Here is a 26,413-nt window from a genome sequence, read left to right as displayed (position 1 = left end):
CTGGTTATGTAGCAACGGGATGCGGACTCTGCACCGTCAGTACAACACCGGTTCCATGTGGAAGACGGCATCCTGTTCGTCCTGACGACAACTCCCCGTTCGTCAGGCACTACATACCTTTCGGTAAACGCGCAAAATCCTACTCTGCTTTAACCAAAAATATATTGTATCTGTACGCGGCGTTTAAAGGCTGTAAAATATTGGCCATTAAAGAACGCCTTATTCGATATATTATATCATGCATTTACTTAAATGCAAGGCTTTTTGCAACAATTTACAGAGGTGGAGCTTCTGGCAGACGCAGGTGGTGATTACACAGATGGGCTGACATTGGAGGTCACCTTGACGGAGCAGAAGAACGGCCAGGGAAATTTCAGCGCTGAATACGATTCTATCTGAAGCAGGCCACTTCCTCTTTTTTGCAATGACTGTCAGCATTTTATTCTAAGAATGGACATCCAGTCATCCGGAAATCCCATGAGGGATAAAATATCTTTCCCAGGAGCCTGCTTTTTCAGACAGTTTTTTAATTCATAATAAAAATTCCGGAAATCTTCTTTGTCCAGAAGATATTTCAAAATAATGACTTCTGAGAAAAGATCATTTTTTCCCATTTGATAGCGTCCGCTGATTTGTGGAATGTGCAGTTTCTTATGTATGACTGTATCAGTGATACTGTCTTTTGTCCTGTAATTGAAAAAGCGATCTCCATGTGCGCACACATTCCGGTGTTTTGTCATAATGGAAAGAAAAGAGTGCAAATCTTTTCGCCCGATTTGATTAAAATCATTGCAGACTTTAATTGGAACAGAGGCTTTTAGGTAATCAAACATATGTGAAACCTGTCCCAGGGTTAATACCTGTATCATGATCCATAAAGGAACATTATGGTGTTTCGACTTATAATGATTGATATAAGCATATTCATTATTCAGTTTTAACTGATACTGAAAAATGCTGATGAGCTTCTGTATCTTCTTTTGTGTTGAGCCAGTAACCATGTAGTGGGATAAAGATAAGTATTCTTGCTGATCTTCTCCGTATGTAGCTGAAAAATGGTAGGCAAGAGAAGATTTCACACTGTGTTCAGCGATAAGGATATATTTCAGAAAAATACTGCGTAGTTCATTGTCAAATTGATATAAACGGTAAATATCATGAAAGGTCGTCCCATCAATGTATTTTCCTGTTGTTGGGTTTTTGAAAGTATCTTTGTATCCAGAGATAAGGGAAAAATAACTTGTCTTTGATAAAATATGCCTAGCCGCATCAAAATCTTCGATAATCAAGTTCTTATCATTTTGTAAGAAGATCAGTAAATCTTCATATGATTTGAAAGGCTTTGCCATTTCCCCACCTTCTTTTGCTGTAAAATAACGAAAGGCCCCCGCAGGAGCCTTCCGGACTGGAGGCTTCACAAGTTTCTCCAGTACGATCACTGAACTAAATATAGCAAAACTGGACTGAAAAGTCAATCCTGCAAATTCAGTTCAATGCCAGTATATGTGAAGCAAGTATGAAAAATGCAGGCATATAAAACACAAACAGTTAGATTATGATTAACAGTTTTTTACCGGGGTGGGTATCTTTTCCTTCAGTCCATTTATTACCAGATGCAGATGAATAAAATTTGTCGGAAACTGAAACAAAAATATAAATGGCACAAAAAATGTTAGATTCAGGGAATGCCAAAAAGAACCGGAAGAACCCCAATAGCCCGGCACGTTTTATTGGAAAGATGGCTGTTACAAAGGATGGAGAAGTTGCAGATATCAAGAAATACCTGGATGAAGGGAAGATTGCAGAAGAGGTACAGTATGATGGGCTTTATACAATATGCACGGATCTTTTGGATGATGAGATCTGTGGATTTCGGACAGACTATCTAAGGCTTTTTGCAACAATTTACAATTACTGCGTTGATAATGGGTTTATTATTTGTTTATAATATTTATTTTTATTTTATAATTGAAACACAATGACATCAATAAAGATTCACATTCACTTCATACAATAAAAAAGCAATCACGAAGGAAAGGAGCCTTTTGACATGAAGGGAATGAAGAATTTGCTGAAAAAACTGGGAGGCGCGGCGGCAACTGCCATAGCCTTGAGTGTTTTTTCGCTAAGTGGGGTGACATATTCTTACGCGGCTGAAGGCATTGATATGAGTACGGATTATCCGGGAATTATGGCTAAAGCCGGAGACAGTGTCAGTTTTGAACTGGATTTTTCCAGTCTTACCGGCGACAGTTACGATGTGGATTTGAGCGTAGAGTCTATTCCGGAGGGATGGACAGGAAACTTTAATGGGTCTGATGGAGAAATTACCCGTGTCCATGTGGACAGGACAGCAGCGGCATCGGACACCTCTTTAGTGACTTTCAGCCTGAGTGTTCCTGAAGACGCCCAGGTAGGGACTTATGAGGTGGAACTTCTGGCAGACGCGGGGGGTGATTATTCAGATGCCCTGACCCTGGAGGTCACCTTGACGGAGCAAGAGAACGGTCAGGGAAATTTCAGCGCTGAATATGATTCTCAGGAAGGATCTACAGGGACAAGTTTCAGCTTTGACACCACATTGAATAATAACCGCAGTTCTGAGCAGTCTTATAACTTGTCCGCGGACGCGCCTGATGGCTGGCAGGTCAGCTTTAACGCATCTGATGACAGCACTCAGATTGCCAGTGTGACTGTGGATTCCGGGAGCAGTCAGTCCATGACTGTCAATATTACTCCACCGGAAAATGTGGAGATGGGGGAATACACCATTCCAGTGACTGCTGTTTCTGCCAGTGAGACTTTGGAACTTGATCTCACTGTGGAAATCACAGGAACCTATGATGTAACCTTGTCCACACCTACAGGAAATTTAAGTCTGGATGCCTATGCCAATGCCGAAAAGTCTGTGACACTTCAAGTGACAAATAATGGAAATGTAGCATTGCAGAATCTCACGTTCTCCTCGGACTTGCCTACAGATTGGGAGGTATCTTTTGACCAGTCTGAGATCGAAACCCTTGAAGCAGGGCAGTCTGTGGAGGTGACGGCTTATATCACGCCGGATCAGGATGCCATAACCGGAGACTATATAGCGACTTTAAGTATCAGCAATGATGAAGTGTCCTCAGAGGCCCAGTTTCGTGTCTCGGTAAAAACCCGTACCGTGTGGGGAATCTTTGCGGTAGTTATCATTGTGGCTCTGGTAGGGGTTCTCGGATTTGTAATTAAAAAATACGGAAGAAGGTAACTTATGGAAAGTATTATTCAGACACAAAATCTGACAAAAATTTACAGCGGTAAAGTCGCAGTGAACCGGTTGAATCTTTCCATTAATAAAGGCGAAGTCTTTGGACTCTTAGGGCCAAATGGCGCGGGAAAAACCACGACGATCCTTATGCTCCTTGGCTTGACTGAACCTTTCGAGGGCAGCGCTCAGATTTGTGGAATGAACTGCACGCGCCATCCTGTGGGAGTTAAACAGATTGTCGGATATTTGCCGGATAATGTGGGGTTTTATCCGGATATGACCGGGAGGCAGAATTTGAGATTTACCGGGAGACTGAATGGTTTAGAGGGCCCTTTGTTGGAAGAACGGATCGAAATGCTTCTTCAGCGGGTGGGGATGACAAAGGACGCAGACCGCAAAGCGGGGACTTATTCAAGGGGAATGAAACAGAGGCTTGGGGTTGCCGATGTTTTAATGAAAGACCCGCAGATTATTATTATGGATGAACCTACTCTTGGTATTGACCCTGAGGGAATGCGTGAATTGCTGGATCTGATTTCCCAGCTTTCCAAAAAGGACGGACGCACTCTTCTGATTTCCTCCCATCAGCTTTATCAGGTTCAGCAGATCTGTGACAGAGTGGGAATCTTTGTCAATGGCAGTCTTGTGGCCTGTGGCCGGATCGAGGAACTGGGGAGACAGATTGAAAAGGAGAGCAGCTACATATTAGAGTTGGAGATAGATTCTCTAAACCAGGAAGTGTGGGAAGACTTTGGGCGGATGGAAGGTGTAAAGAATATAACAGAAGAAAATGGGCGTATCGTTATAGAATCTGAAAGAGATCTTCGTCCGGCCGTGACACAGTATTTTGGACAAAATGGCTCCACGATTTTGCACATGCACCAGAAGGGCGCGGATCTTGATGAAATTTACCGACGATATTTTGAAAAGGCAGGGCAGAGTGATGAAAGCATTAGAATGGAAAAGAAAAAGCGGAAGAGCTTTAGCGTTCTTTTTAGAAAAAAGAGAGAAACAGCAGTCCCCAAAAGAGACGGAAATACTGAAGGTTAAAAGCTCTGCCGGATTAGCGCAACTGGTGAAAAAAGAGCTGGCGGATCATCTGACCAGCCGGCGATTTATAATTATATTGATCTTGATCTACGCCACCAGTTTTGCCAGCTTATATGGGGCTTTATCAGGGCTGGAGGCTGCCGTGGAAAATGACAGTAATTTTATTTTTCTAAAATTATATACAACCAGCGGCAATTCGGGTGATCCGCTGTGTTCGCTCTGTCGGTTACCGTATTCCGGTGGAGGAATTTTATATATATTGCCATAGCTCTGATTGACAGGGAATGGTAAGATTTCCCGGCAGTTGCGGTTTGATGTGCCATATGATATGATTAAACTGCATTAATGAAACAGTTGAAGTCATATACTGATCTGCAATTGGATGAGGTCATGGACTTCATGATTTGATGTGAAGATAAAAAAGAAAAGAGGGATAAATATGGCATATTATAAATCAGTGGCAGATATGATCGGCAATACCCCAATGGTGGAATTAGGAAACTTTGAAAAAAATCACGGACTTTGCGCCCGGATTATCGCCAAAGCGGAAGGTTTAAATCCGGGAGGCAGTATTAAGGATAGAGCGGCTCTGGCCATGATTGACGATGCTGAGGAAAAGGGACTTTTGACACCGGACAGTGTGATTATTGAACCTACCAGCGGTAATACGGGGATCGGCCTGGCAAGTGTGGCAGCGGCAAGGGGATACCGCATGATCATTGTCATGCCGGATACGATGAGCGTGGAACGCCAGAATATGATGAAAGCTTACGGGGCTGAACTGGTGCTGACCCAAGGCACTCTGGGAATGAAGGGAGCCATAGAGAAAGCTCAGGAGCTTGCCGATTCTATTCCGGGAAGTTTTATACCGGGGCAGTTTTCCAACCCGGCAAATCCGGCCATCCATAAAAAAACTACAGGACCGGAGATATGGCGTGATATGGATGGCAAGGTGGATATTTTTGTGGCGGGCATAGGGACCGGCGGAACGATCAGCGGCGCAGGGGCCTACTTGAAAGAAAAAAATCCCGCTGTCCGTATTATTGGAGTAGAACCGGAAGGATCACCAATATTGACCCGGGGGCATTCCGGCGCTCATAAAATACAGGGGATTGGCGCCGGTTTTGTGCCGGAGACATTAGATACCAAGGTGTATGACGAAGTGGTAACGGTATCCGATCAGGACGCCATTGCCACCGGTCGGGAAATCGCTCATACGGAAGGTCTGCTGATCGGCATTTCCGCAGGGGCGGCAGTGTTCGCGGCGGCACAGCTCGCCGCCCTGCCTGAGAATAAGGGAAAAAATATTGTCGTAATTTTGCCGGATAATGGCGATCGCTATTTATCCACGGAGATGTTTGTGTAAACCTGCAGCTCTCTGTGTATATGCCTATTGCTGGCAATAATATCCTGATTTTTACAAAAGTTCAGGGGATTATTCTGGTAGTCAGTGATCCTGCCGCCTGCTTCCTCCAGGATCACTGCGCCGGCGGCAAAGTCCCAAGGCTTGAGATTTTTTTCAATATATCCGTCAAGGCGGCCGCAGGCTACATAGGCAAGATCCAGGGCGGCAGAGCCGCTGCGGCGGATATCCAGAGAGTTTTGAAACAGTCCAAGAAAGATCCGAAAGTTGTCCGGCGCAAGCTCCTTATCGTAAGGCGATGTGCCTATGGAGATCAGACTTTGGGACAGGAGCGGGTGGTCTGTAACGTGGATGGCGGTGTCGTTTAAAAACGCGCCGGAGCCTTTAGCGGCATAAAAAGTTTCCTCTGTAAATGGATTATAAATGACCCCCATAGTCACCTGACTTCCATCATAGTAGGCCAGGGATACGGCACTGTGGTGGTAGCCATAGATGAGATTGGTCGTGCCGTCAATGGGATCGAGAATCCAGGACGGTTTCCTGGGATTGATCTGATTCATATGATTTTCTTCGCCCATAAATTGAACCTGGGGAGCCAGGTCATAAAGGGCTTCTTTTAAAAAGTTCTGAACGTTGGTGTCCACCATTGTCACAAAATCGGCAGGACCTTTGACAGTGACATGGCGGCTGTTTTCTGTATTCATAATCAATGGACGGGTTTTGTGAACCAGTTCAATGACTGTTTTTATTTCCGGAAAAGACATTTTTACGAAACCTCCTGAAAAAGAAATACTGATGTATGTCATCCAACCCGGTTCACCGGGTGAACCGTGACTATTATTTTACTCTATTTTTCTTTTATAAGCAATGTGGTGGATGCAAACTTGATAGAATTGGAGTATACTAAGATCAGATAATGACAAATTTTGACATGGACCAGGAGGCAGAAAAAATGTATATTGCAGATCTGCACATTCATTCCCGCTATTCAAGAGCCACGAGCAAAGACTGTGTGCCGGAGTATTTGGATCTGTGGGCAAGAAAAAAAGGAATCCACATTATAGGAACCGGGGATTTTACTCATCCGGCCTGGCGAGAGGAACTAAAGGAAAAACTTTGTCCGGCTGAGGACGGGCTTTATGTGCTGAAGAAAGAGTATCGTATTCATGATCCGGCGGCGACGGAGGCATTTATTCCCCGTTTTGTGGTTACCGGGGAGATCAGTTCGATTTACAAGAAAATGGATAAGGTAAGAAAAGTACACAGTTTGATTCTACTTCCAAGTCTGGATGCAGCTTCAGATTTGTCGGCAAAACTGGAAGCTATTGGAAATATCCACTCTGACGGCCGGCCTATTCTTGGTCTTGACTGCCGTGATCTTTTAGAAATTACTCTGGAAAAATGCTCCAGAGCTATTTATGTACCGGCCCATATTTGGACGCCTCATTTCTCTATGTTCGGTGCTTTTTCCGGTTTTGATACTGTAGAGGACTGTTTTGAAGATATGGCTTCTTTTGTTCACGCCATAGAGACCGGTCTGTCCTCGGATCCGCCTATGAACTGGCGTGTATCTGCCCTGGACCGTTTTCAACTGATTTCTAATTCAGACGCCCATTCACCGGCAAAACTGGGCCGGGAGGCAAATTTTTTGGATATTGATCTTGCCTATGATGGCCTGTATGGAGCGATACAAAGGGGCGAGGGCCTTTATGGGACTATTGAGTTTTTCCCCGAAGAGGGCAAATATCATTTTGACGGGCACCGCAAATGCCATGTGTGTTTAAGTCCGGCTCAGACTGAAAAATATGGCGGCAAGTGTCCCGTATGCGGACGCAGGCTGACTATTGGTGTTTCCCATCGGGTGGAGGCCCTTGCGGATCGCCCGGAAGGAACTGTGTCCCCCAATGCCCGACCATTTGAACGCCTGGTGCCGTTGCCGGAAGTTGTGGGGGCGGCCACGGGACACGCATCCACCAGCGCCGGAGTGACAAAACAATATGAGGAAATGTTAAGAACTCTTGGCCCGGAATTTGAAATACTGAGAAGCGTACCCTGTGAAGATATCCGCAAGCATTTTGGAAATCTTATTGCTAGCGGAATAAAGCGGCTTCGGGACGGGCAGGCTACATGGCTTCCGGGTTTTGACGGAGAATATGGGACACTCCGCCTGTTTACAAAAGAAGAACGGGAAAATGTGGACGGCCAGCTCAGCCTTTTTGATGCCATGCCAACAATGGCATTTGGGGATAATTTCAAGCTGGAGAGCGGAGAAGAAAAAAAGAGCGGGGATGAGCCGAAAAGAGATGGAGGAGAGCGCTGCGGCGATGCGCTTATTGATAGAGCGTTCCAGGAAAACAGTGTCGGGGAAGCCGGGGTGCCTTTGCCAAATGAACTGCAGAGAGAAGCCGCCCAGACGCCGGGGAGATGTGTTGCGGTTGTGGCCGGGCCGGGAACGGGAAAGACAAAGACGCTCATTGCCCGTATCGAGTATCTTTTGGAAACGCGCAGAGTAAAGCCTGAGCATATTACAGCGGTCACTTTTACAAATAAAGCTGCCGGAGAGCTTAGGCAGAGACTTTCCCAGAATCCTGATAATAAGCGAGCATTGCGGCGGCTCCACGCGGGAACTTTTCACGCCCTTTCCATGGAACTTCTGAAACGGTGGGGCTGTGCTTATACTTTGGCGGACAATTACATGACCATGGATCTGGCAGGAGAAATTGTGAAGGAATACCATCTGAAAATGTCCGCCGGACAGTTTCTTCAAAAGGTGTCGTACATAAAAAGCGGACAGCCCCTTGCCGGGGCGGATGAAAGCCTTTTGCCTGCGGAAAAAGCTTACACTGAACGGCTGAGACAGCAAAATGCTCTGGATTTTGACGATCTTCTTTTAAAGGCCCTGGAGCTTGGCAAAAAGCAGGAGCATGTACTTTGGTTTGATTATCTTCTCGTAGATGAATTTCAGGATATCAGCCCTGTACAATATGAATTGCTCCGCCTTTGGAATGAAGGTGGCGTGGAGCTGTTTGTGATCGGTGACAGTGATCAGGCTATTTATGGTTTCCGGGGCTCTGATGACCGGTGCTTTTCCAGACTTTATGAGGACTTTCCACGGACAAAAGAGATCCGGCTTGTGGAAAATTACAGAAGTACGCCGCAGATTCTGAACAGTGCCCTTTCTGTGATCAATCATAATCCGGGATCAGAGCGTGTCCTTAAAGCCCACAGACCATCCGGTCCTTCAGTGGATGTGGTCCGGACCAGAAGTGAGAAGTCTCAGGCGATTTTTGTGGCCCATGAAGTGAACCGGTATATTGGCGGTATAGATATGATAGATGCGTCGGAGCGGATACAGGATGCGAAAACGCGTAGCTTTTCCGATATAGCAGTTTTATATCGGACGCACCGTCAGGCAAGACTTTTGGAGGAGTGTTTACAGAATGAAGGGATTCCCTATATTGTTGCCGGTCGGGATGACTTTTTGGCGGAAAAAGAAGTGCGAGGCTCTCTGGCCTTCTTTGACTGGCTATTAGATCCGGCAAATGATGTGGCGGCGAAAACCTGCCTGAAGCTGATGTGGGATTATGAAGATCAGCCCCTCACACGGCAGATTTTGGAGAAATATGGGGAGGCGTTTGGACCATTGATCAAAGGGCGGCCGGGAAAACTTATTGAGGCGTGGATCTCGGATATGGGAATGGATGGTAATGAGGCCATGGGGCGGCTGCTGCAGACATCTTTGTGCTATAAAAATGCTCAGGAATTTATGGAGGCCATCCATACAGGCATTGAGAGTGATCTTATGCGCTGCGGCGGGAAAAAATATACCGCTGACGCTGTGACCCTTATGACTCTCCACGGAGCTAAAGGGCTGGAGTTTCCTGTAGTCATTTTATATGGCGCCCAGGAGGGCGCGCTGCCCTATGAGAGTGAGCGCCATCCGTCCAGCGAGGAGGAAGAGCGGAGATTGTTTTTTGTGGGAATCACGAGAGCCAGAGAAGAGCTGGTGATCACATTTTCCGGGGAACCATCAAAATTTATCAGCGAATTGCCAGAAGATATAAAGATCCGGGACGCACAGACAGCACGGAAATTGTCTGGTGGGCGGCAGCTCAGTCTTTTCGATCTGATGTAGCATGGAGGGAGGAGATTATGATAAAAATTGCTGTACTGTCGGATACACACAATCTTTTAAGGCCCCAGGTGCTGGAAATCGCCGCAGGATGTCAGGCAATCATTCATGCCGGGGATTTTTCACGGGAGAGTGTGCTGGATGCGTTTCGGCCGCTGGGAAATATTTATGTAGTCCGGGGAAACAATGACCAAAGCTGGGCGGGATATTTGAAAGATACACTCCGGTTTCAGATCGGGGGAATCCGTTTTTTCCTGACTCACAATAAAAAAGATGTGGATCGGCGGCTGGACGATGTGGATGTTGTGATCTTTGGGCATTCCCATAAATACTTTCAGCAGATGATCGACGGGCGTTTATGGTTAAATCCCGGTTCCTGCGGATATTCCAGGTTTGGCGGGGAAGTAACCATGGCGGTCATGGAAATCGACGAAAATAGCCGTACATGGGCGGTGGAAAAAATAGTGCTGCCTCTGGAGAGGATGCAGTAATATTGAAAAAAATATGGGATTATGTTATGATGTTGACGTTAAAAATGTTGATTTCATAGTGGCCGCGGCATTGAGGCCGCTGCTTTGACATTATGATCGGAAGGAGATTACCCAATGGGAAATAAAGTAACACCGAGAACCCTTTCTGGATTTATGGAATTACTTCCCCAGGAACAGTTAAAATTTGATAAGATTGTCCGTACATTGCAGGACGTTTATGCGTCCTACGGTTTTCTGCCGCTGGATACGCCGATTCTTGAATCTTCTGAGGTTCTGCTGGCAAAGGCCGGCGGTGAGACGGAAAAGCAGATTTACCGCTTTAACAGAGGGGATACAGATTTGGCGATGCGTTTTGACCTGACCGTACCTCTGGCAAAGTATGTGGCAAAAAATTACAGCAATCTGACATTCCCCTTTAAACGTTTCCAGATTGGAAAAGTGTATCGGGGCGAGCGGGCACAGAAAGGTCGTTTCAGAGAATTTTATCAGGCAGACATTGACATTATCGGTGATACAAAACTGGATATTGTCAATGATGCCGAAGTCCCAAGCATTATCTACAATATTTTTACTAATCTGGGGCTGGACGATTTCACTATCCGTATTAATAACAGGAAAGTGCTGTCCGGATTTTTTGAGATCCTTGAACTTTCAGAGAATGTTACAGATATTTTAAGAATTGTGGATAAGATTGAAAAGATCGGCAAAGACGCAGTGGCCGAGGAGCTTGCCCTTCTCGGTGCCACATCCCATCAGTGTGATCAGATCCTGGAATTTATCGGTATTTCGGGAAGTACCGAGGAAGTCATTGCCCGTCTTAGAAGCTATGGCGGGGCCAATACTATGTTTGATGCCGGGGTGGACGAGCTGGAAGCAGTCGTTAAAGGCATCGCCGCTTTTGGTGTTCCTGAGAAAAATTATAAAATTGACCTGTGTATTGCCAGAGGTCTGGATTATTACACAGGTACAGTTTATGAAACCACATTTAACAAACATCCGGAAATCGGTTCGATTTGTTCCGGCGGACGGTATGAGAATCTGGCGGAGTTTTACACAGATAAAAAGCTTCCGGGAGTAGGTATCTCTATCGGGCTGACACGTCTCTTTTATATTTTAAGTACCATGGATTACTTAAATGATAACAGCGTTTTCGGCGCGGATGTGCTTGTGATTCCTATGACCGGGGATTTGTCCTGTGCCATCCAGGTTTCCACTCGTTTAAGAAACAGCGGTATCCGCACCCAGATTTATTTTGAGCAGAAAAAGTTTAAACATAAAATCGGCTATGCTGATAAGCTGCGCATCCCCTATGCGGCATTTATCGGTGAGGATGAGATCGCTTCAGGAAAAGTCACTGTAAAGAACATGAAAACAGGAGAGCAGAGGACCGAGGCTTTAGACGTCTTGATTCCGGTTATTCAGGAAGAACTGAAACAAAATCAGGCACAGAAGATCATTTCAATTCTCTAAAGCAGGTCACGGCATTTGACAACTTCCGCTAAAGCTTATATAATAATAAACTTGTAACTGCGAATGGACTGAACAGTTACGAAAGCTCAGATAACAGGAGGTTGTTGGTGTGAAGAAGCGTTTGGCAAAAAAAATGAAAAAACGTCAGACTGAATGTGTGCAGACTCAACTGGACGCTGGTCAGATTGAGAAAGTATGTGTACAGAAAACAGAAAAAAGCGTGCAGGCTGTGAAAAAAAATGTACAGGTAACAAAAGAGCCGGTGATGGATGAGCAGTTGATGAATCAGGAGCCGGAAGCGGCGGCAGTGGATTCATTGCAGGATAAAGGACTGTCCACAGGTAAGTCCGGACAGAAGGTAAATATTTTCTGCCAGTTTTCCCAGCATCAGGTGGAACGCCAGGAGATTATTAACCGTATTAAAAATCAGTGGAAGTCACAGGGAAATATGCTTAAAGATTTGAAAGATCTTGTCATTTATCTCAAAGTTGAAGATAATAAAGCCTACTATGTGATCAATGAGACAGAACAGGGTTGGATAACAGCCTGGGAATAATAAAAAAGGCACTTTAATTTGCGAGCCATGAGCTGCCAAAATTAAAGTGCCTTTTATTTTTTGCAGCAGTTTCGCTAATCAGGAATGGTGCAGGTATAACTGTTGCTTTTTTCTATTCTTTTTTGGGACTTCTCCGGTACATACTCGGACTCTGACCGTAAATTTTGTGAAAGGCTTTTGAAAAGTACAGGCTGTTTTCAAAGCCTGTGGAGGCGGCAATGGTGCCAACCGGCAGGAATGTGGTTTTTAAAAGACGGCAGGCTAGGTTCATGCGGAAGTTGGTCAGGTATTCTTTTGGGGATTGACCGGTTTCCTGCAAAAACACACGGTAAAGCTGACTTCTGCTGATACCGGTGTAGTCTGCGATTTCTTCCACGGAAATTCCATAGGCATAGTGTCCGTGGATATATTCCACGGCTTTTTGAACATAGGTGCTTTCCGGATGCCCTTTAACAGGCGCGCTTTTTACAAGAAGGGCCAGTGCGGAATACAGTTTTCCTGTCATTTCCAGGGTATGGCTGAAATCGCCGCCACGGCATTCATAGATCTGTGTAAGTACAGACTGAAATTTAGGGCCGCAGGAAAGATTGTTTATGATCAGATGATCTTTGGAAAAACCGGCGGCCAGGAGGGCAGGCAGGGCGTCGCTGCCGTTAAAACCAACCCAGCAGTATTCCCAAGGATGGCGGCCATGGGCTTTGTAGGTAATGGGAACGCCGGGAAACGCCAGAAAAAGATCGCCGCTACTCAAAGAAAATGTGCTGTCATTGACTGTGTAGTAACCTCTTCCCGAAATAACATAGTGCATCAGATAGTGGTCGCGGATTCCGGGGCCCCACTGATAGTTAGGCGGACATTGCTGCCGTCCTGTGTTGTATACAGACAGGGCGGCCGAAGACCGGGACTGATTTTTATAGGAATCTTTAAATGTGACTGTTGCGTTTTTTTCCATAATTTACCTCTTTGTCGGGAATATCTCCCGGCCGTCAGAGCTGGGGCGCGATGATTTTTATGCAGCATCATTGCTCCCGACGCTCCCTGACGGATGCTCTGTCATCAATATAAAATATTTTGGGGAAATATGCAACAAAAAGACATATGAAGAATACATTTCTATATTGAATTGATACGGGAAAATGACTACACTGGATTTAATGAAAGCTTTCATAAAATAGCAGTTTGGCCGTCCATCTGCCAGGGGCGGTATGTTGTCAATGAAAGGAATGAATTTTAACAATGACTGTCAGCGAAAGAATATGTCAGCTTGTCAATTATGGTGTGGAGAAAAAGTTGATTGGTGAAAATGACCGGATATACACAACTAACCGGATCCTTGAAGTATTAAGGCTGGATGCGTATGAGTTGGAGGCAGGTTCGGGGGAGAAGCCTTTAATGGCTATAGCGCCGCTGGAAGAAGTTCTGGACGATCTTGTGGCGGATGCGGTGAGCAGAGGGGTTATCGAAGACCAGGGAATTACAGGCCATGATCTTTTTGATACAAAACTTATGGCTTGCCTTGTGCCACCCCCATCCCAGGTTATTGAAAAGTTCTGGAACTGCTATGAGCAAAGTCCTGAAAAGGCCACGGATTTTTATTATCAGTTTTCTCAGGATACAGATTATATCCGAAGGTACCGTATTAAAAAAGATTTGAAGTGGACAACGCATACACCTTATGGCGACCTGGATTTGACAATTAATCTCTCAAAACCGGAAAAAGATCCAAAGACCATCGCAGCAGCACTAAAAACATCGCCTTCCCGATATCCCAAATGTCTTTTGTGCCGTGAAAATGAAGGGTACGCCGGACGGCCAAACCATCCGGCCCGTGGAAATCACCGCCTCGTCCCTCTGAAACTCAACGGGGAGACGTGGTATATGCAGTATTCACCTTATGTCTATTATAATGAACACTGTATCGTTTTAAACGGCCGGCATACCCCTATGAAGATCAACAGGAGTACATTTGTCAAATTGTTTGATTTTATTAAAGTGTTTCCCCACTATTTTGTCGGGTCAAATGCGGATCTTCCCATCGTGGGCGGATCTATTCTCACCCATGACCATTTCCAGGGCGGACGTTACAAGTTTGCTATGGAGATGGCGCCTGTTGAGCGGCCAGTTGTTTTTGAAGGCTTTGAAGATATCCGGGCGGGCATTGTAAAATGGCCCATGTCAGTGGTTCGTCTTGCGGGCGGGGACTGTGAACGGCTCACAGATCTCGCAGATAGAATACTGAGCGCCTGGCGGGAATATACTGATGAAAGTGTCAATATTTACGCCCGAACTCATGGGCAGCCTCACAACACAATAACGCCCATCGCCCGCATGAGAGGCGGGGAGTTTGAGCTGGATCTGGTGCTTCGCAACAATATGACAACACCGGAGTATCCTGACGGCATTTATCATCCTCATCAGGAATATCATCATGTTAAAAAAGAAAATATTGGTCTCATTGAGGTGATGGGGCTGGCAGTTCTTCCCGCCCGGCTGAACGATGAGATAGCCCTTTTAAAGAAGTTCCTGCTGGAGGGCAAAGATGTAGCAGGGGAAGAAAAAATTGTCAAACATGCCCGGTGGGCGGCTCGGTTAAAAGAAAACTATCCTAAAATGGATGATGAAAATATTGACGGAATTTTGCAAAATGAAATTGGACAGATTTACGCGGCGATTTTGGAACAGTGCGGCGTATTCAAAAGAAACGACCGGGGACAACAGGCCTTTGATGCCTTTATTGAGACGGTCAATCAGGCATAGTAAGAGGGGGATTTTGATGTCAGAAATTATAGAAAAACTCAGACAGACATTTATAGAAACTATGGGTGGGGAAGGCGAATTTTATACTTTTTTTGCGCCGGGGCGTGTGAACCTTATTGGAGAACATACCGACTACAACGGCGGACATGTATTCCCCTGCGCCCTGACTGTGGGAACTTACGGAGCCGCGAGAAAAAGAACAGATAAGAAATTAAGATTTTATTCTTTGAATTTTCAGTCTATCGGGATGATTGAGAGCGATCTTTCAGAGCTGGTTTATAAAAAAGAAGATGACTGGGCAAATTATGTGAAAGGCGTGATCTGGGCTTTTAAGGAAGCGGGGATGGCTATAGACACCGGCATGGATTTTGTCTGTGTGGGAAACATTCCCAACAAGTCCGGTCTATCTTCGTCGGCGTCTCTGGAAATATTGACATGCAAAGTAATTGCTGATATATTTAAATTTGATGTTGACGGCGTACAGGCCGCGAAGCTGGGGCAGTACGGGGAAAATCATTTCGTGGGCGTAAACTGCGGTATTATGGATCAGTTTGCTATTGCCATGGGAAAAGCGGATCACGGGATTTTTCTGGATACGGCCACTTTAGAGTATAAATATGTACCTGTCCATCTTGCCGGCTACCGCATTGTTATTGGCAACACAAACAAAGTGCGCCGGCTGGAGGATTCAAAATATAATGAACGCCGCAGCCAGTGTGAGACAGCCCTTGCTGATATACGGAAAATATATCCGGTCCAGTCCTTTGGGGCACTTACAGTGGAGGCGTTTGACCGGCTTGCCCATGCTATAAAAGATCCGGTCAATGGGCGACGGGCCCGCCATGCGGTCAGCGAAAACCAGCGGACTATCCAGGCAGTAAAAGCACTGGAAAATAATGACCTGACCACCTTTGGACAGTTAATGAACGCTTCCCATGTGTCTTTGAGAGATGACTATGAAGTGACAGGCATTGAACTGGATACTCTTGTGGAGGCGGCATGGCAGCAGGAAGGCGTTGTTGGCGCCAGAATGACCGGCGCAGGATTTGGTGGATGCAGCGTGAGCATTGTCCGCCAGGACTGTGTGGACGCGTTTATTAAAAATGTAGGAGATATTTATAAAAAGCGTATTGGGTACGCCGCCCAATTTTATGTCGTAGAGATAGGAGACGGACCAAAGCAACTATGAATAAACTCATCGGGCATTTTAAAACAATTACATATCACAAATGGCTTGTCATGCAATACTGTTTCAGTGTAGGATTATACCGTCAGGGACTGCTCCATGATCTTTCCAAGTACAGCCCTTCGGAATTTTTACCGGGTGTGCGCTATTATCAGGGCGGAAAACGCAGCCCTAATGCGGCTCAGCGTGAACTTTTCGGATATTCATCCGCCTGGCTTCACCACAAAGGAAGAAATAAGCATCACTACGAATACTGGAATGATGTGGGAAAAGACAAGGTGATTGTAGGGGTAAAAATGCCACTGAATTATGTTATAGAGATGGTGATGGATCGCATTGCGGCGTCCAGAGTATATAAAGGTGAAAATTATACGGACAGCGCGCCGCTGGAATATTTTAATCTGACAAAGGATTATATATTGATCCATCCCCAGACGAAAGCACTTCTTGAAAAACTTTTGAAAATGTTGGCAAAGCGGGGACAGAGATATACTTTCAAGTATATAAGAAAAGTGTTGCTGCCTAAGGGAAAATACTGATCCGGGAAAATGAGTCCCAGTCTGACGGGCCACATTTTTCCAGAATAGATCTTTCTGACATGCTCATACTACTTCTATGAAAGTCACATCTGACTTTCAGGCTAATATGCCGCAGTATCCGGCACGGCATAAAGGCGAGAGCCGTATAGGATACATGCAAATTATGTGTCCCAGGCTTTTTATTGCCGGTTGTTAAAGGAGGAAGTTTTCATGTCAGAAAATCGTACAAAGAACAGCGCAACTAAAAACAGCGCAAAAAACACTGCTTCTAAGAACTGTGGAAAAAACAGCTCAAAGAACAATGCAAAAAACAGTGCCTATACAAATGCCCAGAATACTTTTAATGGGCAGGACACAGAAAGTTCCTATGAGGACTGCAGATAAAATGGAGTAACAGTTTGGCCATCTGGGACAGGAGAGCAAAACGGTTGCAAGATTAGAAATAAGCAGATGAAATGCCGCCCTTAAATGATATTGTGATCATTTGGGGGCGGTGTTTTTTTGTCATAGAAAACTGTCGCCGGCGGAGAATCCTAAGAAGTAAGATTCTTTTTTGATCGAAATGAATATCCTGTAATAAGAGCGATGCATAAAAATATGGTCATTTTGCTCTGAAATTTAAGTAAAGGTGGTTTTATGAGATTTGATACGATTTCCGCCAGGGATCTTTATAAATATATGGATCGGCTGCGATATACTTTAATTGATGTGCGCAGCGCTGATGAGTACAGACAGGGACACATTTCCGGAGCGGTGAATATCCCCTATGATACAATGACGATTCCTTTGTCCGGGATTGATCCGGGAAAAACCTGTGTACTGTACTGTGACAGGGGCGCTACGAGCCTTCTGGCCGCGCGAAAACTGTTTGATCATGGGTACAATGTCCTCAGTGTCATCGGAGGTCTGGCGGCCTATGACGGTCCTGTTGAAAGATAAGGCCGGCATGGACAGCTTCGATGGAATGGGGCGTTTGGCTGGCATAAGCGGATTTGCCGGACTGGGATAATTTACGGGGCAAAAGGCAATTGTGTCTTTTGCCCTGCTGCCGGATGAAGCGTTACGGAATTTTGAAATAGATCAGGAGAAAATCAGGACAATCGGCAGAATATGGCACATAATCTGTTTTTCGATGGTTGCCTGAAAATGAGAAAAAGTATATACTTATGAGTGATTAATTGTTCTGTAAAAATTTTGAAAGGAGCGGGACAGCCAGCAGTTCTGTTTTGTCCCAAAATACAAATGAATCAACAGTTTGAATTTGACGCCCCCTGCCATTTTGGCCTGGAGGCAGTGCTAAAGAGGGAAATACAGGATCTCGGCTATGATATCCTGCGGGTCAGCGATGGCCGGGTGACTTTTAAGGGGGATATAAGTGCGGTTTGCCGGGCAAATATTTTCCTGCGCACCACGGAGCGAATCATGCTGTCTGTCGGGCGGTTTAAAGCTTATAGCTTTGATCAGCTTTTTGAAAGCACAAAGGCGCTGCCGTGGGAGGAATTTCTCCCTGACGATGCCCGTTTTTGGGTGACTAAGGCCACAACAAAAAACTCAAAACTTTTCAGCAGCTCAGATATTCAGTCTATTGTGAAGAAAGCTATTGTGGAGCGCTTAAAAGAAAAATATAATATCCAGTGGTTTTCAGAAGACGGTGCCCCATATCCGATCCGGGTATTTATCCATAAAGACGAGGTGTCCATAACATTGGATACTACCGGGGAATCTCTCCATAAACGGGGATACCGCAGGCTGACCGCCAAAGCGCCGGTGTCTGAAACTCTGGCCGCTGCGCTGATCATGCTGACGCCGTGGAATAAAGACCGCATCTTAGTCGATCCATTTTGCGGCAGCGGTACATTTCCCATTGAGGCGGCTATGATCGGGGCCAATATTGCTCCGGGGATGAACCGGGAGTTTACAGCGGAAAAATGGAAAAATCTTATTCCGAAAAAAATGTGGTATGATGCTGTGACAGAGGCGTCAGATCTGATCCGGGATGATGTGGAGATGGATCTTCAGGGATATGATATTGACGGGGATGTGATCCGCATTGCCCGGACTAACGCTCAGGAGGCCGGTGTGGATCACCTGATCCATTTTCAGGCAAGACCGGTGAGCGCTCTGAGCCATCCGAAAAAATATGGCTTTGTTATTACAAATCCTCCTTATGGGGAGCGCCTGGAAGATCAGGAGACCCTTCCTGGTCTTTACAGAGAAATCGGGGAGGCGAGAAAGCGGCTGGATACATGGTCATTTTACATATTAACTTCCTATGTTGACGCACAGAAATATATGGGCCAGAAGGCTGAACGAAACCGTAAGATTTATAATGGGATGATCCAGGCGTATTTTTATCAGTTTTTGGGGCCTAAACCGCCAAAGACAAAGATTTAGAAAAGATAACAGGAGGCTTGGCGTGAAGGCTGTTAGACGGATTTTTGTTAGCGTACTTATTGTGATCGGCGGTATTGTCTTGTGTCTGTGCCGTCCGTGGGAAAGCGGCATGAAAGGGGCATCTGCCGCCCTGGAAGTCTTTTATAACGTAAAAAAAGCGGACGCGGTAAACAGCAGTGCGATCAACGTGCGCAAAGATGGGGAAGTGTTGGCAATTTCTACAAGGCAGCGCCCCTATATGACTCAGAGTATGACACTGACAGTTCCTGTGGATACTGTTCCTCTTTTATTTCATGGAACGGTGGAAGTGCAGGGGAGAGTTACTCTGCGCTTTTGCGCCAATGGCCACGAAGTGACAGCCTCCTTAGACCAATCCGGCTATGAGGTGGACGGCCAATATTATGAGGGTAAGGAACCGCTGATCCGCTACCATAACAGGCTGTATGTGTCGGCTAAGATGCTGGCGGAAGCTTTTGGTGGGACATTTTCCTGGGACAGCGACTCAAATACAGTGACTCTTGTCAGCGGCAGCACTCCGGATAATTTAATGACGCCTCTACCCGTGTCCTATGATATGAGAGTTCAGGGCCGATTGACGCCGGTACAGGATCAGGGAAATCTTGGAACCTGTTGGGCTTTTGCCGCCCTTGGGGCTTTGGAATCCTCCCTGATGCCGGCTCATCCATGGGTATTTTCCGCCGATCACATGAGCTTTATGTCCGGCTATAATATGAGCCAGCAGGACGGAGGAGATTTTAATATGGCCCTGGCCTATCTGACAGCCTGGAAAGGTCCTGTGCTGGAGGAAGATGATCCTTATGGTGATGGGTATTCGCCTGATTTTTTGGAGGCCAAAGTTCATCTTCAGGAAGCTGTCAATCTGCCCCAGAAGGATTATGAGGCCATTAAGACGGCCATTCTCAGATGGGGCGGCGTCCAAAGCTCTTTTTACTCGGATATGGAGTTTGCTACCAGCAATTCCAGCTATTATAACGCAAAAAACGCGTCTTATTACTATCCGGGAAAAAATATAGCCAACCACGATATTGTGATCGTAGGCTGGGATGATGAGTATCCACGGGAAAACTTTAACGTCTATCCGGACCAGGACGGCGCGTTTTTGTGCCGGAACAGTTGGGGAAGCCAGTTCGGCGATGGCGGATATTTTTATATTTCCTATGAGGACACCAATATAGCCATGACGAACCTTGTATATTCAAGAGTTGACAGTACGGATAACTATGATCAGATTTATCAGAGCGACCTTTTAGGATGGCTGGGGACTATGGGATATGGCGAGCCGGGGGCGTGGTTTTCCAACGTTTATACTGCATCGGGGGATGAGGCGTTGGCTGCTGCCGCTTTTTACACTACCGGGAGAGAAAATTATTATGATATTTTTGTCGTCAGGGATTTTACAGACAGCCAATCCTTTGATACAATGGAATATGTAAAAAGCGGCTATATTGAAAACAGCGGTTATTATACGGTGGATTTCCCAGTGGAGATCCCGCTGGAGGCCGGAAGCCGTTTTGCCGTTGTCGTTCATCTGACAACCAAAGACAGTCTCCGACCGGTGGCTATTGAATATGAGACCGGAGAGTGGACCAACAGTGTGGATATCAGTGACGGCGAGGGTTATTTAAGCTATGACGGGCGAACGTGGGAAAATATTGAGTCCACATATCAGTCCAACGCCTGTCTGAAAGCGTTTACCAACAGGAGAGAAAGTGAATGAAAAAGATAATTTTTGCAACTGGAAATGAGGGAAAGATGAAAGAGATCCGTATGATCCTGGAAGATCTTCCCGTACAGGTTTTGTCTTTAAAAGAAGCGGGGATTAACTCGGATATTGTGGAGGATGGAGAGACTTTCGAGGAAAACGCCCTGATCAAGGCCCGGACCATCCATGATCTTACGGGAGAGCTTGTACTGGCCGATGATTCGGGGCTTGAGGTGGATTATATGAATAAAGCTCCGGGGGTTTATTCTGCCCGATTCCTGGGAGAAGATACGTCCTACGCCGTGAAAAATCAATATATTATCGACCAGTTAAGAGAGGCAAAAGGCGGGGAGCGCAGTGCCAGGTTTGTATGTGTTATCGCAGCGGTTTTTCCTGATGGGACGGCAAAGACCTGTCAGGGCGTGATCGAGGGAGAGATCGGATATGAACCTGCAGGGGAAAACGGCTTTGGTTATGACCCTATATTCTATGTTCCGGAATACGGATGTTCTACAGCCCAGCTTCCGCCGGAAATCAAAAATAAGATCAGCCACCGGGGAAAGGCTCTTGAGGCTATGAAAAAGGTACTGGAAGAGTATCTTCAGGTTTAACGCCGCGGAAAATCCCGGCTCAATTCGTGGTGGCGGCGGGGAGAGTGTCGGATAGATCCGTTGCTGCAGACCGGTGTTTTGGTTCGCTCACATAAGTTTCTGTGTTATGTAAACAAAACAGGCCCTATTAAATGGGCGCAAAAGATAAAGAATGTCGAGGTTGATCATGAAAATATTAGTCATCAGTGATTCTCACGGAAAAAATGGCCGTATGGAGTTGGCAATTGAACAGGAGAGTCCTATGGATCTGATCATTCATCTGGGAGATCTGGAAGGCGGGGAAGATCTTCTGGAAGCAATCGCTCCCTGCCCTGTGGAAATCGTCTGCGGAAATAATGACTTTTTCGCCCCTTATCCCCGTGAGAAAGTTATTGAAGTGGGTGGTATCCGTATTTTTGTGTGCCATGGACATAATTATGGTGTTTCCTACGGAACACAGCGCTTGGCGGAAGCAGCCCGGCAGCAAAACTGCCAGGTCGCCATGTACGGCCACACCCACTGTCCGGATATTGAGGAATACGGCGATGTGACTGTTGTAAATCCAGGGAGCATTTCCTATCCGAGACAGAAAAACCGCCGTCCATCTTATATGATCATGAATATTGATGATCAGAAGAAACCGTCGTTTCTCATTTACTATATGACTGCCAATATGGGGAGTAAATATTGAATGTCCCAGAGACTATGGGGATTTATAAACCCTCCGGGGGATGCGCACGATTTTGGCAAGGAAAGATCTGTGCTTTGCGCAGCAAAAATCGGCGCAGAAAACGTCATACATAATAAAAATTATTATGACGTTTCCTATATAATGAGTTGCCCGACAAATGGGCAGGCGTCACTGGCGCCTAGCGCCCTAAAAACATTCGAAATCGCTCATTTTTCTCCGAAAAATGGCTCTTTCTCATGTTTTTGCGGGTCAAGTAGACATGCTTTTTCATACAAGTATGAAACGCATGTCTATTTGACCCTGGTATCATATAATTTGACGTCTATTCTATAAAATGAATGCGCCTTTCATCGTAACGGTTCTGTTGTGGGCGGCTTTCTGCCGGATAGCCCAGAGCGAAAACGGCAAAGGCTTCTACATCTTCCGGAAGATCCATAATTTGGTGAACAGTGTCCATGCGTTTCCGGTTTGGGGCAACGCCAAACCAGACTCCGCCCAGTCCCAGTGCATCGGTCTCCAGCCAGATATTTTCCTGGGCAATAGCCATGTCAATGGGAGCAAATTCTGGGGCTGTAAGGCCGTTTTTACGGTAAACCGATACGAGCAGAACCGGAGCGCCGGCCGCGCATGAGGAGTAGGGACTGATCTCAGACAAAGCCTGGATTTTATCCGGGTTGGTGACTACGTAAAATTCCCAGGGCTGCTGATTGCAGGCACTGGGAGCCTGCATGCCGGCCCGGAGAATCTGAAGAATTTTATTTTTTTCTACCATTTTATTTTCGTATTTGCGGACGCTGATCCTGTGAAAAATGCTGTTCATTGGTATCCTCCTTTTTGACTGCTTTTAGGTGGTCTTTTTTTTATTATATCTTTAAGGGGGGAAGAATTGCAAGGGCGTTTTATGCCTGCGGCCAGTGAGCCAAGCGGACGTGTTCGCGCGTCCATTTGGCGGGCAACTCAAATTATGTTACAGTTCAGCCTGCGCCTACGCTGCGCTGCGATGACCCGCTGACCCGTGGCTGACGTGGCTGACGCCGCTCCTTTGTTCATGATCCGGTGCCGGGCTCATCAGGAATGGGGCGGGCTGATTTTTATGCAAGCACGAATCATCCCGCCCATCCCTGATGGCTGAACTGTAACCAAGTTATAAAAAACAAATGAAAAAAATTGTAAAAAAAGTGTTGACATCCCGGTAAAGCTATGGTAAAGTATATCTTGCGTTCGGGAAAACCACTGAAACGCAGGCTTTTCCGGGGTGTGGCTCAGCTTGGCTAGAGCGCTTGATTTGGGATCAAGAGGTCGCAGGTTCAAATCCTGTCACCCCGACGTCCATAACAGAATATGGTATATTATGCGGGTGTAGTTCAATGGTAGAACACTAGCCTTCCAAGCTAGATACGTGGGTTCGATTCCCATCACCCGCTTTTTTAAAAGCTCTGATAACGTTCAGAGCTTTTTTATTTTCTGTCAGAAAGCCCCAGGATATAGTCTGACGAAACATGAAAAAAGCGGCAGATTTCAATTAGTATGTCCAGGGGAATTTGCCTTTTTCCGTTTTCATACTGAGAATAAGTGTTCTGGGCGATCTTTAAATAATTGGCCATATCTTTTTGTGTTAAATCGCTATCTTCTCTTAATGCCCTGATTCTTTCATAATATGTCATTGTCCTACTCCTGATAAACCGAGCGCCAGAAATGAGCAAAGGGGCAGCGCGTAGGCACGGCGCAGTGTTGGCGGCTGGACTGTTACAGTTGCTTTTATCCTGCTTCTGGCAGTCGGCAGTTATGTTTCTGAGATTATAGGTTCTATCATAGCAAGGTGTTTGTAGATTATTGACAAATATCTCGAATTGAGATATTATGAATGTGAAATATTGTAAAAAAGGATAACCATTCATCTATGCCTGTATTCTCGCGGGGGCTTGGACTTTTGGCTGTAGGTGAATTGTTATAAAAAAATTGATATGGGAAAGAAGGAGTGAAAATGAAAAAACTGAAAAAACTGAAGAAAATGAAGATGGGCCTGTGCCTTGTTCTGGCTTTGACTATGGTCTTTGGCGGAATGCAGGTGTGGGCGGGGGTTCCGGCTTCGGACAATGGCAATGGACAGGAGATTGAAAAGTCTTTGTCAGAGGAAAACGTAGAACTTGAGAATATGAATGTGAGCGCTGGCATGGTGGCTGTCGAATGGCATGGTTATGGGGCAGGATGGGCTTCTTCTATAGATGAAAAGCCGTATAAAATTGTGGCTATTAATGGAAAAGCTGTGGACAGACCGGAAGACCTCGTTGACAGAGAGTATCCGGTAGGAACTACGTTTACACTTAAAGCAGAAGACAGCCTGAGCAGCGACCTTGCTTTTTCAAGGTGGAGTGCCCTTGTTGCCGACCGCGATAATCCTGATTCATATGGTTCAATTTCAGTGAGGGATTGTTTGTCAAGCGAATATTCATCAGAAACAATCTTAACCATTACCGAGGAAATGGATGGAAAATATCTTATGGTTTCGCCGGAGTATCGCTATCCGGAAGCCGTGGGAAAAGTTTGTATCGCGCCTGCCTATACTACTGAAATCCTGGATCAAACCGGTGATATTTATGTTGATAATGAACATAAGGTCTTATATCCTATTGAGGGAGGGTATGCCAGTGATTATTTCTACGGGGCAGGCAGCCAGATAACATTTCAGGTAAAAGATCCTGAACCAGGAGCATCCTACGGATGGTTTCTTTATAATGGCCTGTTTTCTCCAATGGCGGCAGGACTTTATAAGTATTTTCCGGGAGAACATGACTCTACATTTACTCTGGAAGTTACACAGGAGATGATTAATACTAATACTGTAGAGCTGGCTGTTTATGCTGTGAAGCTTAGTAAAAACAGTACCTGCGGTGTTTATGTTCAGGAAAATATGAAAATCCTGTCTGCCGATGGCGCTCCGGTGGAAATAACTGAGAAAGGCAGCCTTTCATTCGGCAATTTTGCGCCGGGGACAGTGCTGGAGATTGAAAGTGAAGAAGGAACAGATTCATGGTTCCACGGTTCATTAATTTCATTTGCTCCAGAGACTGAATCTGATTTTTATAATTCTCAGTACCCTTATGGCTTGAATTTTAATGGAGATGTGTGGTATTTCCCAGACAAAGGACAGCTCACGGTTCTTTCGGACAATAAAATTCAGTATGTAGTTCCGGACCGGGAGAATGTAGTGATATCTACACAAGAATTTCCGGATAGGCTCCAATTTATAGATATAGATAAACTGGAAGCAGAAGCTGTCAAACCACCAGAAACTACAGACCCGGAACCGGAAACAACCCCACCGGAAACAACGCCGCCGGAAACAACCGTTCCCGACGCCACACCGGAGCGGGTGGAGCAGGTTCAGAACTTTGTTCAGCAGCTCTATGTGAACATTCTCCAGCGTTCTGCCGATCAGACCGGGCTGAATGAGTGGGCCGACGTTCTGCTTTCCGGCAAAGAGAGCGGCGCGAAAGTAGCTCAGGGCTTTGTGGACAGCGATGAATTTAAGGCAAGAAATTTAAGCGATGAGGAATACATAAAAGTATTGTACCGTGCCTTTTTAGGCCGTGAGGCGGATCAGGGAGGATTAAATGCATGGCTTGGCGTTCTGGACAGCGGTCTGTCCCGGATGCATGTGTTTAAAGGCTTTGCGGAATCCAATGAGTTTACGGCGATCTGCCAGAACTACGGCATTATCCGGGGAAACGCAGTGCTGACGGCGCCGATGGATCAGAATGAGGGCGTGACAAAGTTTGTGGCCCGCTGCTACAATCTCTGCCTTGGACGCAAGGCAGATACCGACGGCATTAACGCATGGTGCAATCAGATCCTTACGGGAGCAAACACAGCCAAACAGGCAGCTTACGGCTTCGTGTTCTCTGATGAGTTTAAGGGTAAAAATCTGTCCGATGAGGAATACGTGAGAACGCTGTACAGAGTGTTTATGGACAGAGAGGCTGACGGCGCGGGGCTTGATGCATGGCTGAACGTCCTTGCCGAAGGTCAGAGCAGAGAACATGTATTTAACGGCTTTGCTGATTCACCGGAATTTCGCGAGATCTGTGCGGGATATGGGATTTCATGATAAAGGTATATGACGGACAGTTCGGCGAGGATCAAGAATATCCAATACTCCGCTCTTTTGTGGCAGCATATTGGGGTAAATCAGCCTCATAGCCGAAGATCAGACGAGGGTTT

At 45.9% G+C, this 26,413-nt stretch carries 24 protein-coding genes, 2 tRNA genes, 1 pseudogene and 1 riboswitch; of the genes and pseudogenes, 22 read left to right on the top strand and 5 right to left on the bottom strand.

Translation table 11 applies throughout. The features are described from left to right. Positions 1-10 precede the first annotated feature (10 nt). Positions 11-149, bottom strand: a riboswitch (THF riboswitch). 115 nt (positions 150-264) lie between these two features. Beyond that, complete coding sequence (locus tag HNP82_RS18200; RefSeq protein ID WP_279288891.1) at positions 265-399, top strand: hypothetical protein; 135 nt, start codon at positions 265-267, stop codon at positions 397-399. A 32-nt stretch (positions 400-431) separates the two neighbouring features. Here HNP82_RS18200 and HNP82_RS07135 read toward each other — a convergent pair whose 3' ends face one another. Continuing rightward, on the bottom strand, positions 432-1,418 hold the full coding sequence (locus HNP82_RS07135; protein WP_183772879.1) for an Abi family protein: 987 nt from the start codon (positions 1,416-1,418) through the stop codon (positions 432-434). A gap of 242 nt (positions 1,419-1,660) precedes the next feature. Here HNP82_RS07135 and HNP82_RS07130 point away from each other — a divergent pair. The 5 genes and pseudogenes from HNP82_RS07130 to cysK all read left to right on the top strand — a co-directional run. Continuing rightward, positions 1,661-1,864, top strand: a pseudogene (locus tag HNP82_RS07130) (IS1634 family transposase); the annotation flags it as partial. A 186-nt stretch (positions 1,865-2,050) separates the two neighbouring features. Continuing rightward, positions 2,051-3,250: a COG1470 family protein gene (locus HNP82_RS07125; RefSeq protein ID WP_183772878.1), complete on the top strand. Its 1,200-nt coding sequence runs from the start codon at positions 2,051-2,053 to the stop codon at positions 3,248-3,250. A gap of 3 nt (positions 3,251-3,253) precedes the next feature. Beyond that, positions 3,254-4,300, top strand: coding sequence for an ABC transporter ATP-binding protein (locus tag HNP82_RS07120; RefSeq protein WP_183772877.1), 1,047 nt, complete (start codon positions 3,254-3,256; stop codon positions 4,298-4,300). Continuing rightward, complete coding sequence (locus HNP82_RS07115; protein ID WP_183772956.1) at positions 4,194-4,568, top strand: hypothetical protein; 375 nt, start codon at positions 4,194-4,196, stop codon at positions 4,566-4,568. Before HNP82_RS07120 ends, HNP82_RS07115 begins: the two co-directional genes overlap by 107 nt. A 171-nt stretch (positions 4,569-4,739) precedes the next feature. Then, on the top strand, positions 4,740-5,666 hold the full coding sequence (gene cysK / locus HNP82_RS07110; RefSeq protein WP_183772876.1) for a cysteine synthase A: 927 nt from the start codon (positions 4,740-4,742) through the stop codon (positions 5,664-5,666). On the opposite strand, the gene HNP82_RS07105 is transcribed toward cysK, so the two are convergent. Further along, complete coding sequence (locus HNP82_RS07105; protein ID WP_183772874.1) at positions 5,639-6,427, bottom strand: inositol monophosphatase family protein; 789 nt, start codon at positions 6,425-6,427, stop codon at positions 5,639-5,641. The genes cysK and HNP82_RS07105 overlap by 28 nt on opposite strands. Before the next feature lie 188 nt (positions 6,428-6,615). Here HNP82_RS07105 and HNP82_RS07100 point away from each other — a divergent pair, with 188 nt between their 5' ends. The 4 genes from HNP82_RS07100 (at position 6,616) to HNP82_RS07085 (ending at position 12,312) form a co-directional block, all read left to right on the top strand. Next, on the top strand, positions 6,616-9,798 hold the full coding sequence (locus HNP82_RS07100) for a UvrD-helicase domain-containing protein (protein WP_183772873.1): 3,183 nt from the start codon (positions 6,616-6,618) through the stop codon (positions 9,796-9,798). 17 nt (positions 9,799-9,815) lie between these two features. Further along, positions 9,816-10,286 carry a metallophosphoesterase family protein gene (locus HNP82_RS07095; protein WP_183772872.1) on the top strand — a complete coding sequence of 157 codons (471 nt, stop codon included), beginning with the start codon at positions 9,816-9,818 and terminating at the stop codon, positions 10,284-10,286. Between the two features lie 114 nt (positions 10,287-10,400). After that, positions 10,401-11,756 (top strand): histidine--tRNA ligase, encoded by a 1,356-nt coding sequence (hisS, locus tag HNP82_RS07090; RefSeq protein ID WP_183772871.1) that lies wholly within the window; start codon positions 10,401-10,403, stop codon positions 11,754-11,756. Positions 11,757-11,865: 109 nt separating this feature from the next. Next, a complete protein-coding gene (locus tag HNP82_RS07085; protein WP_183772869.1) occupies positions 11,866-12,312 on the top strand; it encodes a DUF6465 family protein in 447 nt (148 codons plus the stop codon). A 112-nt stretch (positions 12,313-12,424) separates the two neighbouring features. Here HNP82_RS07085 and HNP82_RS07080 read toward each other — a convergent pair whose 3' ends face one another. Beyond that, on the bottom strand, positions 12,425-13,264 hold the full coding sequence (locus HNP82_RS07080; RefSeq protein ID WP_183772868.1) for an AraC family transcriptional regulator: 840 nt from the start codon (positions 13,262-13,264) through the stop codon (positions 12,425-12,427). Between the two features lie 284 nt (positions 13,265-13,548). Between HNP82_RS07080 and galT the strand changes: the two genes are divergently transcribed. The 9 genes from galT (at position 13,549) to HNP82_RS07035 (ending at position 22,192) form a co-directional block, all read left to right on the top strand. Continuing rightward, entirely contained in the window at positions 13,549-15,069 is a 1,521-nt protein-coding gene (gene galT, locus HNP82_RS07075) for a UDP-glucose--hexose-1-phosphate uridylyltransferase (RefSeq protein WP_183772867.1), read from the top strand. A 25-nt stretch (positions 15,070-15,094) separates the two neighbouring features. Continuing rightward, positions 15,095-16,258 (top strand): galactokinase, encoded by a 1,164-nt coding sequence (locus HNP82_RS07070; RefSeq protein WP_408609657.1) that lies wholly within the window; start codon positions 15,095-15,097, stop codon positions 16,256-16,258. Next, positions 16,255-16,794 carry a DUF5662 family protein gene (locus tag HNP82_RS07065; protein ID WP_183772865.1) on the top strand — a complete coding sequence of 180 codons (540 nt, stop codon included), beginning with the start codon at positions 16,255-16,257 and terminating at the stop codon, positions 16,792-16,794. Before HNP82_RS07070 ends, HNP82_RS07065 begins: the two co-directional genes overlap by 4 nt. Before the next feature lie 210 nt (positions 16,795-17,004). Next, the gene (locus tag HNP82_RS07060; RefSeq protein WP_183772863.1) at positions 17,005-17,178 is read left to right on the top strand and encodes a hypothetical protein; all 174 of its coding nucleotides are present in this window, start codon (positions 17,005-17,007) and stop codon (positions 17,176-17,178) included. A gap of 252 nt (positions 17,179-17,430) precedes the next feature. After that, positions 17,431-17,733, top strand: a complete 303-nt coding sequence (locus tag HNP82_RS07055) for a rhodanese-like domain-containing protein (RefSeq protein WP_183772862.1) — start codon at positions 17,431-17,433, stop codon at positions 17,731-17,733. A gap of 303 nt (positions 17,734-18,036) precedes the next feature. After that, on the top strand, positions 18,037-19,188 hold the full coding sequence (locus tag HNP82_RS07050) for a THUMP domain-containing class I SAM-dependent RNA methyltransferase (RefSeq protein WP_183772861.1): 1,152 nt from the start codon (positions 18,037-18,039) through the stop codon (positions 19,186-19,188). A gap of 22 nt (positions 19,189-19,210) precedes the next feature. Further along, a complete protein-coding gene (locus tag HNP82_RS07045; RefSeq protein WP_183772860.1) occupies positions 19,211-20,926 on the top strand; it encodes a lectin like domain-containing protein in 1,716 nt (571 codons plus the stop codon). Further along, entirely contained in the window at positions 20,923-21,522 is a 600-nt protein-coding gene (locus HNP82_RS07040) for an XTP/dITP diphosphatase (RefSeq protein ID WP_183772859.1), read from the top strand. Before HNP82_RS07045 ends, HNP82_RS07040 begins: the two co-directional genes overlap by 4 nt. A gap of 166 nt (positions 21,523-21,688) precedes the next feature. Continuing rightward, positions 21,689-22,192, top strand: a complete 504-nt coding sequence (locus HNP82_RS07035) for a metallophosphoesterase family protein (RefSeq protein ID WP_183772857.1) — start codon at positions 21,689-21,691, stop codon at positions 22,190-22,192. Between the two features lie 322 nt (positions 22,193-22,514). Here HNP82_RS07035 and HNP82_RS07030 read toward each other — a convergent pair whose 3' ends face one another. Next, on the bottom strand, positions 22,515-23,012 hold the full coding sequence (locus HNP82_RS07030; RefSeq protein ID WP_183772856.1) for a nitroreductase family protein: 498 nt from the start codon (positions 23,010-23,012) through the stop codon (positions 22,515-22,517). A gap of 431 nt (positions 23,013-23,443) precedes the next feature. Between HNP82_RS07030 and HNP82_RS07025 the strand changes: the two genes are divergently transcribed. Continuing rightward, positions 23,444-23,518 (top strand) — tRNA-Pro (locus HNP82_RS07025). A gap of 27 nt (positions 23,519-23,545) precedes the next feature. After that, positions 23,546-23,616 (top strand) — tRNA-Gly (locus HNP82_RS07020). A 33-nt stretch (positions 23,617-23,649) separates the two neighbouring features. Here the strand turns inward: HNP82_RS07020 and HNP82_RS07015 are convergent. Next, positions 23,650-23,856: a helix-turn-helix domain-containing protein gene (locus tag HNP82_RS07015; protein WP_183772855.1), complete on the bottom strand. Its 207-nt coding sequence runs from the start codon at positions 23,854-23,856 to the stop codon at positions 23,650-23,652. A gap of 320 nt (positions 23,857-24,176) precedes the next feature. Here HNP82_RS07015 and HNP82_RS07010 point away from each other — a divergent pair, with 320 nt between their 5' ends. Next, the gene (locus tag HNP82_RS07010) at positions 24,177-26,300 is read left to right on the top strand and encodes a DUF4214 domain-containing protein (protein ID WP_183772854.1); all 2,124 of its coding nucleotides are present in this window, start codon (positions 24,177-24,179) and stop codon (positions 26,298-26,300) included. The last annotated feature ends 113 nt before the right edge of the window (positions 26,301-26,413 follow it).

The sequence above is a fragment of the Catenibacillus scindens genome, assembly GCF_014202115.1.
GTDB lineage: Bacteria > Bacillota > Clostridia > Lachnospirales > Lachnospiraceae > Catenibacillus > Catenibacillus scindens.
Note: the sequence above shows the minus strand (reverse complement) of the source record. Positions and strands in the feature narration are given on the sequence as shown.

Excerpts from the sequence above, each read along its gene's own strand:
- HNP82_RS07125 (WP_183772878.1), top strand. The coding sequence starts at position 2,051 with ATGAAGGGAATGAAGAATTTGCTGAAAAAACTGGGAGGCGCGGCGGCA.
- HNP82_RS07120 (WP_183772877.1), top strand. The coding sequence starts at position 3,254 with ATGGAAAGTATTATTCAGACACAAAATCTGACAAAAATTTACAGCGGT.
- HNP82_RS07115 (WP_183772956.1), top strand. The coding sequence starts at position 4,194 with ATGAAAGCATTAGAATGGAAAAGAAAAAGCGGAAGAGCTTTAGCGTTC.
- cysK (WP_183772876.1), top strand. The coding sequence starts at position 4,740 with ATGGCATATTATAAATCAGTGGCAGATATGATCGGCAATACCCCAATG.
- HNP82_RS07105 (WP_183772874.1), bottom strand. The coding sequence starts at position 6,427 with ATGTCTTTTCCGGAAATAAAAACAGTCATTGAACTGGTTCACAAAACC.
- HNP82_RS07100 (WP_183772873.1), top strand. The coding sequence starts at position 6,616 with ATGTATATTGCAGATCTGCACATTCATTCCCGCTATTCAAGAGCCACG.
- HNP82_RS07095 (WP_183772872.1), top strand. The coding sequence starts at position 9,816 with ATGATAAAAATTGCTGTACTGTCGGATACACACAATCTTTTAAGGCCC.
- hisS (WP_183772871.1), top strand. The coding sequence starts at position 10,401 with ATGGGAAATAAAGTAACACCGAGAACCCTTTCTGGATTTATGGAATTA.
- HNP82_RS07080 (WP_183772868.1), bottom strand. The coding sequence starts at position 13,264 with ATGGAAAAAAACGCAACAGTCACATTTAAAGATTCCTATAAAAATCAG.
- galT (WP_183772867.1), top strand. The coding sequence starts at position 13,549 with ATGACTGTCAGCGAAAGAATATGTCAGCTTGTCAATTATGGTGTGGAG.
- HNP82_RS07065 (WP_183772865.1), top strand. The coding sequence starts at position 16,255 with ATGAATAAACTCATCGGGCATTTTAAAACAATTACATATCACAAATGG.
- HNP82_RS07060 (WP_183772863.1), top strand. The coding sequence starts at position 17,005 with ATGTCAGAAAATCGTACAAAGAACAGCGCAACTAAAAACAGCGCAAAA.
- HNP82_RS07055 (WP_183772862.1), top strand. The coding sequence starts at position 17,431 with ATGAGATTTGATACGATTTCCGCCAGGGATCTTTATAAATATATGGAT.
- HNP82_RS07050 (WP_183772861.1), top strand. The coding sequence starts at position 18,037 with ATGAATCAACAGTTTGAATTTGACGCCCCCTGCCATTTTGGCCTGGAG.
- HNP82_RS07040 (WP_183772859.1), top strand. The coding sequence starts at position 20,923 with ATGAAAAAGATAATTTTTGCAACTGGAAATGAGGGAAAGATGAAAGAG.
- HNP82_RS07035 (WP_183772857.1), top strand. The coding sequence starts at position 21,689 with ATGAAAATATTAGTCATCAGTGATTCTCACGGAAAAAATGGCCGTATG.
- HNP82_RS07030 (WP_183772856.1), bottom strand. The coding sequence starts at position 23,012 with ATGAACAGCATTTTTCACAGGATCAGCGTCCGCAAATACGAAAATAAA.
- HNP82_RS07015 (WP_183772855.1), bottom strand. The coding sequence starts at position 23,856 with ATGACATATTATGAAAGAATCAGGGCATTAAGAGAAGATAGCGATTTA.
- HNP82_RS07010 (WP_183772854.1), top strand. The coding sequence starts at position 24,177 with ATGAAAAAACTGAAAAAACTGAAGAAAATGAAGATGGGCCTGTGCCTT.